General features: G+C 68.0%; 15 protein-coding genes. 6 read left to right on the forward strand and 9 right to left on the reverse strand.

Annotation, left to right across the window (positions count from 1 at the left end; all coding sequences use genetic code 11):
• Positions 1–5 precede the first annotated feature (5 nt).
• The 7 genes from cysS to H5J31_RS09845 form a co-directional block, all read right to left on the reverse strand.
• Positions 6–1,397 (reverse strand): cysteine--tRNA ligase, encoded by a 1,392-nt coding sequence (gene cysS / locus H5J31_RS09815; RefSeq protein ID WP_181772178.1) that lies wholly within the window; start codon positions 1,395–1,397, stop codon positions 6–8.
• Between the two features lie 46 nt (positions 1,398–1,443).
• Complete coding sequence (locus tag H5J31_RS09820; RefSeq protein ID WP_181772179.1) at positions 1,444–2,130, reverse strand: HAD family hydrolase; 687 nt, start codon at positions 2,128–2,130, stop codon at positions 1,444–1,446.
• 105 nt (positions 2,131–2,235) lie between these two features.
• Entirely contained in the window at positions 2,236–2,631 is a 396-nt protein-coding gene (locus tag H5J31_RS09825) for a PPOX class F420-dependent oxidoreductase (protein WP_181772180.1), read from the reverse strand.
• 14 nt (positions 2,632–2,645) lie between these two features.
• Entirely contained in the window at positions 2,646–3,041 is a 396-nt protein-coding gene (locus H5J31_RS09830; RefSeq protein ID WP_181772181.1) for a PPOX class F420-dependent oxidoreductase, read from the reverse strand.
• 28 nt (positions 3,042–3,069) lie between these two features.
• Positions 3,070–3,540 carry a 2-C-methyl-D-erythritol 2,4-cyclodiphosphate synthase gene (gene ispF, locus H5J31_RS09835; protein ID WP_181772182.1) on the reverse strand — a complete coding sequence of 157 codons (471 nt, stop codon included), beginning with the start codon at positions 3,538–3,540 and terminating at the stop codon, positions 3,070–3,072.
• Positions 3,537–4,169 carry an IspD/TarI family cytidylyltransferase gene (locus H5J31_RS09840; protein WP_181772183.1) on the reverse strand — a complete coding sequence of 211 codons (633 nt, stop codon included), beginning with the start codon at positions 4,167–4,169 and terminating at the stop codon, positions 3,537–3,539. The genes ispF and H5J31_RS09840 overlap by 4 nt, the downstream gene beginning before the upstream one ends.
• A gap of 74 nt (positions 4,170–4,243) precedes the next feature.
• Positions 4,244–4,735: a CarD family transcriptional regulator gene (locus H5J31_RS09845; protein ID WP_005165253.1), complete on the reverse strand. Its 492-nt coding sequence runs from the start codon at positions 4,733–4,735 to the stop codon at positions 4,244–4,246.
• Between the two features lie 297 nt (positions 4,736–5,032).
• Between H5J31_RS09845 and H5J31_RS09850 the strand changes: the two genes are divergently transcribed.
• Positions 5,033–5,791, forward strand: coding sequence for a copper chaperone PCu(A)C (locus H5J31_RS09850; protein WP_181772184.1), 759 nt, complete (start codon positions 5,033–5,035; stop codon positions 5,789–5,791).
• 120 nt (positions 5,792–5,911) lie between these two features.
• Entirely contained in the window at positions 5,912–7,270 is a 1,359-nt protein-coding gene (gene radA / locus H5J31_RS09855; protein WP_181772185.1) for a DNA repair protein RadA, read from the forward strand.
• 12 nt (positions 7,271–7,282) lie between these two features.
• Here the strand turns inward: radA and H5J31_RS09860 are convergent, their stop codons facing one another.
• Positions 7,283–8,434, reverse strand: a complete 1,152-nt coding sequence (locus H5J31_RS09860; RefSeq protein ID WP_328701444.1) for a hypothetical protein — start codon at positions 8,432–8,434, stop codon at positions 7,283–7,285.
• 10 nt (positions 8,435–8,444) lie between these two features.
• Positions 8,445–9,086, reverse strand: coding sequence for an RNA polymerase sigma factor (locus H5J31_RS09865; protein ID WP_181772187.1), 642 nt, complete (start codon positions 9,084–9,086; stop codon positions 8,445–8,447).
• Between the two features lie 166 nt (positions 9,087–9,252).
• Between H5J31_RS09865 and H5J31_RS09870 the strand changes: the two genes are divergently transcribed.
• The 4 genes from H5J31_RS09870 to H5J31_RS09885 all read left to right on the forward strand — a co-directional run bounded on the left by H5J31_RS09870 (position 9,253) and on the right by H5J31_RS09885 (position 12,470).
• On the forward strand, positions 9,253–9,918 hold the full coding sequence (locus tag H5J31_RS09870; RefSeq protein WP_181772188.1) for a C39 family peptidase: 666 nt from the start codon (positions 9,253–9,255) through the stop codon (positions 9,916–9,918).
• A 112-nt stretch (positions 9,919–10,030) separates the two neighbouring features.
• Positions 10,031–10,987, forward strand: coding sequence for a glycoside hydrolase family 6 protein (locus tag H5J31_RS09875; protein WP_181772189.1), 957 nt, complete (start codon positions 10,031–10,033; stop codon positions 10,985–10,987).
• Between the two features lie 157 nt (positions 10,988–11,144).
• Positions 11,145–12,197, forward strand: coding sequence for a WD40/YVTN/BNR-like repeat-containing protein (locus tag H5J31_RS09880; protein WP_181772190.1), 1,053 nt, complete (start codon positions 11,145–11,147; stop codon positions 12,195–12,197).
• Positions 12,198–12,470 carry a MoaD/ThiS family protein gene (locus H5J31_RS09885; protein WP_181772191.1) on the forward strand — a complete coding sequence of 91 codons (273 nt, stop codon included), beginning with the start codon at positions 12,198–12,200 and terminating at the stop codon, positions 12,468–12,470.
• Positions 12,471–12,511: the final 41 nt, after the last annotated feature.

Below are 12,511 nucleotides of genomic sequence, written 5' to 3' on the forward strand. Positions count from 1 at the left end.
AAGTGTCAGACGTCCTTGACGGTCCACTGTGGACCGTTCGGGGTGTCCTCCACCACGATGCCCGCCTGCTGGAGGCGGTCACGCGCGGCGTCCGCACGGGCGAAGTCCTTCTCGGCGCGGGCCTGCTGCCGTTCGGTGAGCAGCCCTTCCACGAGATCGGACAGCGCCTGCCGGGTGGGCGTCTCAGTGCCGCCCGCCTCGGACCAGCGCGCGGAGAGCGGGTCGAGGCCGAGCACGTCGGTCATCGCGCGCACGGAGGCGGCGAGTTCGAGTGCCTTGGAATTGTCGGCCTCGTCGAGGGCGGCGTTACCATCGCGGACCGTGTTGTGCAGCACTGCGAATGCCTGCGGGGTGGCCAGGTCGTCGTCGAGCGCGGCGGCGAAGTCCTTCGGGACGTCGCCGAGGTGCACGGAGCCGACGATGCCGGCGGTACGCCGCAGGAACTGCTCGATCCTCCGGTAGCCCTGAGCGGCTTCGGTGAGCGCCCCGTCGGAGTACTCGATCGTCGACCGGTAGTGCGGCTGGACCAGGTAGTACCGCAGTTCGGGCGCCCGGTAGTTCTTCAGCATCTCCGGGATCGAGACGGTGTTGCCCAGCGACTTCGACATCTTCTCGCCGGACATGGTCACCCACGCGTTGTGCAGCCAATACCGCGCGAAGCCGTCACCCGCCGCGTTGGACTGGGCGCGCTCGTTCTCGTGGTGCGGGAACACCAGGTCGATGCCGCCGCCGTGGATGTCGAACTCGCTGCCGAGGTAGGTCGTCGCCATCGCCGAGCATTCGAGGTGCCAGCCCGGCCGGCCGTCGCCCCAGGGCGTCGGCCACGACGGCTCGCCCGGCTTCGCGCTCTTCCACAGCGTGAAGTCGCGTGCGTCGCGCTTGCCCTCGCCGAGGCTCTCGCCCTGCTGGACCTCGTCGAGCTTCTGGCCGGACAGATCGCCGTAGCCGTCGAACGCCTTGACCGAGAAGTACACGTCGCCGCCCGAGGCGTACGCGTGCCCGCCGTCGATCAGCCGCCGCATCAGTTCGATCATCTGCGTGACGTGCCCCGTCGCCCGGGGGGCGATCGAAGGCGGCAGGCAGCCCAGCGACTCGTACGCCGACTCGAAGGCGCGCTCGTGCGTGGCCGCCCACTCCCACCAGGGCCGATCCGCTTCGGCGGCCTTGGTGAGGATCTTGTCGTCGATGTCGGTGACGTTGCGGACCATCAGCACGTCGAGTCCACTGTGGACGAGCCAGCGACGCAGGACGTCGTAGTTCAGCGCGCCGCGGATGTGGCCGATATGGGGGATGCCCTGCACGGTGGCACCACACACGTACATGGACGCCGTTCCGCTACGGGCGGGATGGAATTCCCGCACGCTCCGGGTCGCGGTGTCATAGAGGTGTAGTGCCACCCTAAAAGGGTACGGGGTGCGCGTGAGCGACGTCGCAGTGACCGTATTACAGCACGTTATGTGCCCTTATGACGTCGAGTAGGGCGGTCGGCCGCTCCGTCGTCGGCAGGGGCTCTACCAGCGCGAACGCGCAGCCGATCTCCCGTGCGGCGCCGTCGGCCTCTTCGCTGTCGCCGACCATCAGGGTCTCGGCCGGGTCGACGCCGAGCCGCTCGACGGCGTTACGGAAGATCTCCGGCTCCGGTTTCACCGCTCCGACCTCGAAGGAGAGGATGAACTCGTCGACGAAGGCGTCCCAGCCGCGACGGCTGAAGGCGGGCCGGATGTCGAAGGCGATGTTGCTCAGCACGCCGATCTTGACGCCCTTGCCGGCGACGCCCTTGAGAACGGCCTCGGTGTCCGGGTACGGCGTCCACTGGCTGGGATCGATCAGCCGGTCGTAGAGCGCGACGGCCTGGTCCGCGTGCGGGACGCCGGACTGCTTGAGGACCTCCAGGTACACCTTGCGGTGCAGTACCGGGTCGCGGTCGCGGTTGTGCCAGGCGTGGAGGTGTTCGTCGTCGAGGTCGACGACCTGGCCGACCGGCGCCGTCATCCGGCGCATCAGTTCGGTCTGGGCTTCGATGTCGAGGCTTTCGCCCTCGTGGTCGGTGAGGTCGGCGAGCCAGGTCTCGTCCTGCTCGAGCCGGAAGACCGTGCCGGAGAAGTCGAACAACACAGCGCGATAGGTCACGAACCCCACATTAGCCACGATCGTGGGGGTTTCGCCTCTCCCCGCGTGTGACATGAACGGACCGTTCATAACGGATTCTGTTATGAACGGTCCGTTCATAACACGTCAGGCCGCGTTGCCGGTGATCTTGGTGGGCGTGATCCGGACCAGCACGCGGATGACGTCCGCGGGCTCGTCCGGGTAGTCCTTGCCGAGGTACTTGTGCGAGAGCTCGTTGATCAGCTCGCGCCCGCCCTCGTCGGTCATCTCCACGGTCCCGCGGATCTCGACGTAGTTGTACGGGTTCTCCTGGTCGAAGACCGACACGGACACCCGCGGCTCCCTGGCCATGTTCCGTTCCTTGAGACGGCCGCGGACGGTCGCGAAGATCACCGTGTCGCCGTCCCGCTTCGCCCACAGCACGGACGTCTGCGCGGAGCCGTCGGCGTTGATGGTGGCGAGGACGGGGAAGTTGTTCCCGTCGAGGAGTTTCTTGGTCTCTTCGTTGAAGGTCACACCCATGTCCGAGAGCCTAATCACCGGACGTTCCCGGCGATCCGTTCGACCCGCAGGCGGACGATCACCCGCTCGACCTCAGGCCCCTCGGCCGGCGCGTCCTTGCCGAGGTACTTGTGGCTGAGCTCCTTCGGCAACGCCTTTTCGGGATCCGGGGTGATCGTCACCGTGCCGCGCAGTTGCGTGTGCCGGTACGGGTTCTCCGCGTCGGTGATCGACACGCTCGCCCGGGGATCGCGGCGGAGGTTCCGGACCTTCAACCGGTCTTCGGTGGCGCTGAAGACCAGATCGCCGTCGTCGAGGCCCACCCAGACGACCGAGGTCTGCGGGCCGCCGTCGGCGTCCAGCGTGGCCACGGTCGCGAAGTTCTTGCCGTCCACCAGTTCGCGGACCGGTTCGGGAAGTGTGACTGCCATGACAGGCCGAACCGGCCCCCGGCGCGCCCTATTCCTGCGACGGCAGGAGAAGCGCGGTCGCGAACGCCGCGATACCTTCGCCGCGGCCGGTCAGGCCGAGCCCGTCGGTGGTCGTCCCGGAGACGCTGACCGGTCCGCCGACAGCCTTGCTCAGCACCTTCTGTGCCTCTTCGCGGCGCTTCCCGACCCGGGGCGCGTTGCCGACGATCTGGACGGTCGCGTTCCCGACGGTCCAGCCGCCCGCTTCGACCAGGCGCCGAGCTTCGGCGAGGAACTCGACGCCGTGCTTGCCCGCCCAGCGCGGGTCCCCGGTGCCGAACACAGCCCCGAGGTCACCGAGCCCGGCCGCGGACAGCAGCGCGTCGCAGAGCGCGTGCGCCGCGACGTCGCCGTCGGAATGCCCCGCGCAACCGTCGACACCGGGCCAGAGAAGACCGGCGATCCAGCATTCGCGGCCGGCTTCGATGGGGTGGACGTCGACACCGTTCCCGATCCTCACAGGGTTTCCTCTTTCCCGGCCACCGCGATCGCTTCGGCCAGTTTCAGTTCGAACGAGTTCGTGACGCGCATCGCGTCCGGATGTCCGGCGACGGTGTGCGCGCCCTCGAAGGACGGTTTGTCGACATAAGAGAGAAAGGTCTCACGAGTGAAGCCGAGCGGGGTCTGCGCCGTACGCAGATACGAGCGATCTTCGGTGCCGGTGATCACTTTCGCCGCGTTGGTGACCTTCACGGTGTCGGCCATCGGTAATACCGGGACCACGAAAGGTGATCCCGCACGGACTGCGTCCGCGACGGTACGGACGGTGTCCGCCGGAGTGAATGCGCGCAAAGCGTCGTGCACGAGGAAAACGGGATTCCCGGAGATCTCATTTTCGACGGTGTCGAAAACATGTCCGAGCGACGGGCCGGGTACTATCCGGCAACGCTCTTCGAAGCCGAGCAAAGCGGCCGAAAACAACTGAGCACACCGCTCGGGGGCCGCGACGACCACCAGATCGAGATCCGGCATGTCGAGCAGCCCCCGCACGGTGTGCGTGAGTAGAGCTTCACCATTGACCGGCGCGAGAGCGAGCTCCGCGTCGGAGGCATGGTGATGAACGGCAGTGACGAACACGATTGTGCTCATATGGTTTGTGCTCATATGTGCGCGATCGTAGAGGTATCCCTCGCAGCCTCACCTGGCGTGGGACACCCGCCGGTTCAGACTGCCGCGGTTTCCAGAACTTCGTCGAGGAGGACTTCAGCCTTGTCCTCGTCGGTGCCCTCCGCGAGCGCGAGCTCGCTGACCAGAATTTGCCGCGCCTTCGCCAGCATGCGCTTCTCACCGGCTGAAAGTCCGCGGTCCTTCTCTCGCCGCCAGAGGTCGCGCACCACTTCGGCCACCTTGTTCACATCGCCGGAGGCGAGCTTCTCGAGGTTGGCCTTGTACCGACGAGACCAGTTAGTGGGCTCTTCGGTGTGCGGAGCACGCAGAACGTCGAAAACCTTGTCCAGTCCTTCTTGCCCGACGACATCACGAACACCGACGATCTCGGCGTTGTCAGCGGGCACGCGAACCGTAAGATCCCCTTGCGCGACTTTGAGGACGAGGTACTTCTTCTCCTCGCCCTTGATCACGCGGGTCTCGATGGCTTCGATGAGTGCGGCACCGTGGTGCGGGTAGACGACGGTCTCTCCGACCTTGAAAACCATGTGTCCTCTGCCCCTTTCGCTGAATTCATCTTAGCACGTGCCGACGAGGCCCACCTAGCGGCCCGCGATCGTCGTCGCAGGTCAGCGGCCTGATGGTGCTCCGCCCGGGGGTTGACAAATCCAATTCGCCCATGCTCATGCAGGTGAGAAGCGAACGGTTTGGAAATCCTTTGTGGACGGTTGATCTTGGGTAGGTCACCGCATTGGTGGCGTGTCAACACGCACCGGGTTCTCCGGCTCCGAAGTCGCCCGGCTAGTCTTCGCGGTGAAGAGGCCGTGAGATGGAAGGACTCCGACGTGAGGCTGCAGAATCGTCGCGTGTTCGGCGCAGGTGTGCTGGCGCTCGGCGCCGCACTCGTGCTCGCCGGCTGCGGTGCTGGTCAGATCACCCAGACCGACTCGCAGCAGCCCGCGGTCAACGGGACGTACGCGCAGGCGAAGGACCTGGTGCTGCGGAACGCCGCGCTCCAGTTCCCGGCCGAGGGCCAGGCGTACGCCGCCGGTTCCGCCGTGCCGCTGACGCTGACGATCGTGAACCAGGGCAAGCAGGACGACGAGCTCGTCTCGGTGTCGTCCGACGCCGCCAACGGTGCCGCCCAGATCTCCGGCGCCAAGGTCATCGTCTCGAGCCACGCGCTCGTGATCGGCCCCTCCGACGCCGTCGAGTCGACCAAGGAGGTCGCTCCGACGAGTGCCCCCGCCGCGTCGTCGTCGGGTGCCCCGTCGTCTTCGGGTGCCCCGTCTTCCTCGGGTGCCCCGTCGTCTTCGGGTGCGCCGTCGTCGAGTGCCGAGTCCGGTGCCCCGTCGTCGAGCGTCGCCGGGACGGTCACGCCGTCCGTCGGCCCGGAGCCGTCCAACGCGCCGGAACAGGTGGGCAAGGCCACGATCGTGCTGCAGGGGCTGAAGCAGCCGCTGTGGCCGGGTCAGACGATCAAGGTCACCTTCGTCTTCAAGAACTCCGGTTCGGTCACCCTGGACCTCCCGGTCGCGGCGCCGTCGCACCCGGGTAGCCGGGCGCCCGCGCCGGAGAAGGAAGCCAAGGCCGGCGGCCACTAAGTCTCCAGAAGTACAGGAAGGCCCCCTTCCTCGCGTCAGGCGCGAGGAAGGGGGCCTTCCTGTACTCGCCGGGGTCCGTCGCTGCGAGGGATTGTCGGTGGCGGCCGCTAGCCTCGCGGAGTGGTCAAGAAAGGCAGCACCTACCGCTGCGGTGAATGCGGGTACGAGGCGCCGAAGTGGGTCGGGCGCTGCCCGGAATGCCAAGCCTGGGGAACGCTCGAAGAGCGCGGCGACGCCCGTCCCGCGATAGCCAGGGTCGCCGCCGGGGCGCCCAGCGCGCCGGCCCGTCCGATCGGCGAGGTCGACGTCGAGACGGCGCGCGCCAAGCCCACCGGGGTCTCGGAACTGGACAGGGTGCTCGGCGGCGGTTTCGTGCCGGGCGCGGTCATCCTGCTCGCGGGCGAGCCGGGCGTCGGCAAGTCGACGCTCCTGCTGGAGGTCGCCTATCAATGGGCCGCCACCGCCGGGCGAGCGCTGTACGTCACCGGTGAGGAGTCCGCGGGGCAGGTGCGGCTGCGCGCCGAGCGCACCGGGAACGTCCACGACGAGATGTACCTCGCGGCCGAAAGCGATCTGGCCGCGATCCTCGGCCACGTCGACGCCGTCAAACCCGGGGTGCTGATCGTCGACTCGATCCAGACCATGGCCTCACCTCAGGTGGAGGGCTCGCCGGGTGGGGTCACGCAGGTCCGCGCGGTCACCTCCGGGCTGGTCGCGCTGGCCAAGGAGCGCGGGCTGCCGATCGTGCTGGTCGGCCACGTGACGAAGGACGGCTCGGTCGCCGGGCCGCGGGTGCTGGAGCACCTGGTCGACGTCGTCCTGCAGTTCGAGGGCGACAAGCATTCGACGTTGCGGATGCTGCGCGGGATCAAGAACCGCTTCGGCGCCGCCGACGAGATCGGCTGCTTCGAGCTGGTCGAGGAGGGCATCGTCGGGGTCCCGGATCCGTCGGGACTGTTCCTGAGTCACACCGCCGAGCCGGTCGAGGGCACCGCGGTCACGGTGACCATGGAGGGCAAGCGGCCGATGCTGGGCGAGGTCCAGGCGCTCGTTTCCGCGACACAGGCGCCGCAGCCCCGTCGAGCGGTGAGCGGTCTTGATTCGGCGCGGGTGGCGATGGTGCTGGCCGTGGTCGAGAAGCGGGCGCGGATCAAGGTCGCCGACAAGGACGTCTATGTGGCGACGGTCGGCGGCATGAAGATCACCGAGCCCGGCATCGACCTGGCGGTGGTGCTGGCGCTGATCTCGTCGGCGACGGACACCGCGCTCTCACCCAAACTCGTCGCGATGGGCGAGGTCGGGCTTTCGGGCGAGGTCCGGCGGGTGCCGAGCGTCGGGCGGCGGCTCGCGGAGGCCGCCCGGCTCGGCTTCACCTACGCGCTGGTGCCGCCGGACGCCGGCAAGATCCCGCCGGGTATCCGAGTGCTGGAGGTGGCCGACGTCGGGAGCGCGCTCAACGCCGCCAAACATGCCCGTTAGGGGCACGCGACACTAGGGACCGTCCCGGTCGGTGACCTGCACCGTGATCGTCGTGTCGAACTGGCTCAGCCCCGACCATTCCTTGTTGTTCGCTGACCAGGCGGCCAGGTTCCGGACGACGGCCGCGTTCCCGCGGTCCACGACGAACGTCCGGGTCCGGTCCGGCAGCACGATGGTGAAGGAGATCGCCGGCCGCCCGTCGGGAGTGGCGTCACCCGTGTTCATGGTGATGCCGGGCAGCTTCGCGAGCACCTTGCACAGGGCCACCCGGAGGTCGCCGAAACCCTGAGCCGACCGCATGACGTTGTAGGCCATCTCGAACATCTCGGGTGGCGAGTTCTCCGAGCCCGGCGGGCGGCTGCCCGGCCAGATGCCGTCGTGACGGAGCCGCTCGCCCAGCTTCGTCGGGTCGGTGGGCAGATCCGCGAGGAATTCCACCGAGGGATTCGTCCAACCGCTGTCCTCGGGCAAAGGCTGATGGGTGGAGACCGGCGGTCCCACCGCGGTCGTGGTCGAGCCCCACCGGGGCGACGACGGTGCCGAGGTGGTGGTGGTGGGTGGCCCCGCCGCTGTCGGGGGTGAAGGGACGCCCTCCCAGCCGAGCTGGGTCATCGCGCTCGGCAGCACCTCTCCCAGCCGCTGTGCCGTCAGGTAGTCACCCTTGATCCAGCGGATCTCCCCGGTCCTGGTGAACCGCGTCCTGGAGGCGACCCAGGTGTTCGGCGTCCGCCACCTTTCGAGCACCTCACGCGCCTGGTAGATGAGGCCGTTGGGGCTCGTATGCGTCTTCCAGGTGGACTCCGTGACGAGCCGGTACTGGCCGTCGAGGAGTGGGAAGCTGTCGCCGCGGAGCTGATTCAGCGCGTCATCGCCCGGGACGGCGGTCGCGTGGGCCGCGGTGTCCTGGCCGTCGTTGTCGACGAAGACGTTCGTCGCCACGATGACCCCGCCGGGCACCAGCGCCGCGGCGGCCGCTGCCGCGATCCATCGCCACGAGCCCGCGCGTTTTTTTACCGGGGGCGCCGTGAAGGGGAGGAGTTCGTCGTCGACCTCGCCGGCGGCGCGCAGGAGAGACGCCTTGGCGCGGGCCAGTTCGTCCTGCCGGACTTCGGGCTCGGAGTGCAGGTCCGCGAGCGCCTCGTCGAGTTCGGCGTCGGACCACACCTTCCTGATGCTACCGCCGTGCACTTTCGCCTGCCTCTTCGCCGCTTGATCGATCCTTTGTGGACTCTGATGTGTTCTCCGGTGCGTTGGCGCGCAACCATCTTCGGATCCGGTGCAGCCGGGATCTGACCGTTCCGGCGGGGATGCCGAGCGCTTCGGCGACCTCCGCCGGGTCGAGTCCGGCCCAGGAGACCAGCAACAGGGTGTCGCGATCGGCCGCGCTCAGTTCGGCCAGCGCGCCCGCCAGCTGGGCCGCCCGTTGCTGCGCGTCGACCCGTTCGGCGACGCGGCCGTCGTGCCCGGCCGAGATCCCCTCGTTCGCGGCCGCGAGCCGGGCGGTCGCGTTGAGCGCGCGGGTCTCGGTGCGGACGTGGTGGCGCAGCAGGTTCGTAGCGATGCCGTAGAGCCACGCGCGCGCCGTCCCGGCCTCCGGGCGGTAGGTCTCCCGCCGCCGAAGTGCGACGAGGAACGTCTCGGCGACGAGGTCGTGGGCCGTCTCGGTGCCGACGCGGCGCGCGAGGTAGCGCTGCAGCGGTGCCGCGTGGGCGTCGAAGAGCATGCCGAAGACCGGCGCCGGGTCGGGAACACCCAGATCCGGCCGGTCGAGCCCCTGCGGGCCGGCTTGCCCGTGATCTTTTTTCATCACCTGCACGATCGCTCTTGCCCGATGCCCCCTCGAGCGTTCACGCCGATCCTACTTTCGTCGTGCGCCGATCGGGGCTTGCCCAGGTCAGGCTCAAGACAAAAGCCGTCCGAAAGGTCACGATCTACCCAGTTCGGTATTCACGAACGAATGCCAAAACTGGGGAAGGATTACCATGCGCAGACTCAGGACTGCTCTCGTGGCAGCGCTCGCGGTATCCGCATTGATCATCGCGCCGGCCATCGCCGTCGCTCAGGACAAGTACGTCGTACCCGCTCCCGACTTCGTGAAGTCGATGCCCGCTCCCGCCAAGGTCGAGGGCGTCAAGGCGTCGGCGGTGCTCAACATCCAGTACCAGATCCAGCAGACCGGCTACTGGTGCGGTCCGGCCGCCACCCGGATCGCGATCTCGGCCAAGAACGGCAACCCGCCGAGCCAGCAGCAGCTCGCGAACGAGCTGCCGACCACCACCAACGGCACCGACTGGATCGGCCAGGTCACCCGCGTCCTCAACGGGCACGTCGCGGGCGGCTGGTACGAGACCAAGGAGATGCCGAACGACCCGCCGACCCAGGCGCAGCGCGACCTCCTCTGGCGCGACATCACCCTCGACATCAACAGCGGCTACGCGATCGTCGCGAACATCGTCGCCCCGGCCAACAACCACCCGCCGGGCTACCCGAACTACACGATCTACCACTACTTCACCGTCATCGGCTACGACAGCTCCGACATGACGGTCAAGATCGCCGACCCGGCCAACTTCGGCGGCAACCAGATCTACTGGCTCACCTTCAACCAGCTCGCCACCCTGATCCCGCCGAAGGGCTACGCGGCCTGACCCTTCTCGCGTTCAGTCCTCTGAATGCGGTGATTCGACGTCGAACCATCGCATTCAGAGGACGAATCGCGGGTTGTACGAATCTTGTACGGAAGGGCTCGAAGATCGAGAGATGCGCATCAAGACGCTCGGTCTGCTGGCCGCCTCGTTGCTGGCCCTCATCGCCGCGCCGGCCCAGGCCGCCGACGGCAACCCCCTTGAGAAGACCAACGGCTTCTACGTCGACCCGAACTCCAACCCCGCGGTCTGGGTGAAGGATCACCCGGGGAGCACCGCCGACAAGATCAAGGCCGCCATCTCGACCAAGGCGGGCGCGCGCTGGTTCGGCAACTGGAGCGGCGACGTCAAGAGCGCCGTCGACGGCTACACCTACGCCGCCGACGTCGTGGACAAGCTGCCGATCCTGGTCGCCTACAACATCCCCGGCCGCGACTGCGGCGGTCACTCCGGTGGCGGCGCGGGCAGCCCGGAGGCCTACCGGACCTGGATCTCGAACTTCGCCGACGGCATCGGCGGCAAGCCCGCGGTCGTCATCATCGAGCCGGACGCGCTCGCGCAGGTCGACTGCCTGCCCACCGGTGAGCGGCAGACCCGGCTCGACCTCCTCAAGTACGCGGCCGAGCAGTTCGCCGCCAAGGCCCCGAACACCTGGGCGTACATGGACGGCGGCAACTCGACCTGGATCCCCGCCGCGACGATGGCCGACCGGCTCAACGCCGTCGGCGTGAAGTCGATCCGCGGTCTCGCGATCAACGTGTCGAACTACAAGACCACCACCGACTCGGCCAACTACGGCAAGGCGGTCAGCGCGGCGCTGTCGAGCAAGTACGGCTACACCAAGCCGTTCGTGATCGACACCAGCCGCAACGGCAACGGCCCCAAGGGTTCCGAGTGGTGCAACCCGGCCGGGCGCAAGCTCGGGACACCCTCCCAGACCGGTGGCGGCGCCGAAATGCTGCTGTGGGTCAAGGTGCCCGGTGACTCCGACGGCAAATGCGGGATCGCGCCGAACGTCGAAGCCGGACAGTTCAGCTCCGACCTGGCCCTGCGCCTGATCAGCGGGACCTGACCCTCCCCCCGAACCCGTCGCGCCGGCTGCTCGTCTGTGTCTTTCGTTCTCCCGAGAAGGCGAAGGCCACGACCCCTTGGACAGCAGCCGGCGCGACGCCTCCAGTTCGGTAGTACGGTGATCTGAGTCACATCACCGGACCGAGGAGGACGGCGTCGTGGAGTTCCAGCTGGGGATCGGCACCAGGAAGGGCTTGTTCCTCGCACGCAGTGAGGACAGGGAGAACTGGGAACTCTCCACGCCGAAGTTCCCGATGGAGGCCGTGCGGGCGGTGGCGCTGAGCCCGGCCCGGATCTACGCGGCGGCGGTCAACGAGCATTTCGGCCCGACGATCGCGACGTCCGACGACTTCGGCGAGACCTGGTCCGAACCGGATCACGCGCCGGTCGCCTTTCCCGAGGACGCGGAGACCGCGCTCGAAGGCATCTGGCAGATCGTGCTCTCCGGAGACGTCATCTACGCCGGTGCCGAACCGTCGGCGCTGTTCCGATCCGAAGACGGCGGCGAGACTTTCGAGCTCGTACGCGGCCTGTGGGACCACGAGCACCGTCCACACTGGACTCCCGGTGGCGGTGGGCAGATGATCCACACGATCCTGCCGCATCCCGCCGATCCGCGGCGGATCACCGTCGCCATGTCGACCGGCGGCGTCTACCGCACCGAGGACGGCGGCAAGAGCTGGACGGCCTCGAACCGCGGGATCAGCGCGGGTTTCCTGCCGGACGAGGAGCCCGAGTACGGCCAGTGCGTGCACAAGGTCGCCATGCATCCTTCGCGGCCCAACCGGTTCTTCCTGCAGAACCACGGCGGCGTATATCGCAGTGACGACGACGCGAAGACGTGGCTGTCGATCGCGGACGGGCTGCCGAACGACTTCGGGTTCGCCATGGTCGTCCATCCGTCCAAACCGGACACCGTCTACAACTTCCCGTTGGTGGCGGACGTCCTCCGCTTCCCACCTGAAGGACGCTGCCGCGTCTACCGCAGCGAGGACGCCGGCGAGACCTGGACCGGACTCGGGAACGGCTTACCGGACAAGGGTTTCTACGCGGGTGTGCTGCGCGACGGGATGTGCGTCGACCAGGAGGCCGGGATCTACTTCGGCACCCGGTCCGGCGAGGTGTGGGCGAGCCCCGACGAGGGCGACACCTGGCATCAGGTGGCCGCGCATCTGCCGGACGTGCTGTGCGTGCGGGCCCAGGTGGTGTAGATGGTCCGGGTCGTGCTGCCCGCGATGCTGCGGCAACTGGCGGGTGGTGCCGGGACGTTCGACGTCGACGCGCCGACGCTCGACGTCGTCCTGGACTCGCTCGGCGCGGAATTCCCCGCGCTGGAACGCCGTCTGCGCGACGAGACCGGTGCGCTGCGGCGCTACGTGAACTTCTATGTGGACGGTGAGGAATGCCGTCGCCTCGACGGCGCCAAGACGTCACTCGCCGATGCGAAGGAAGTCCAGATCATCCCGTCCGTCGCGGGCGGCTGACGGGGCTTTCGCGCCTCGCCTGTGATCCGACGCTCGGCTCG

Origin of the sequence: Amycolatopsis pittospori, assembly GCF_013870525.1 — a bacterium.
Taxonomy (GTDB): Bacteria; Actinomycetota; Actinomycetes; order Mycobacteriales; family Pseudonocardiaceae; genus Amycolatopsis; species Amycolatopsis pittospori.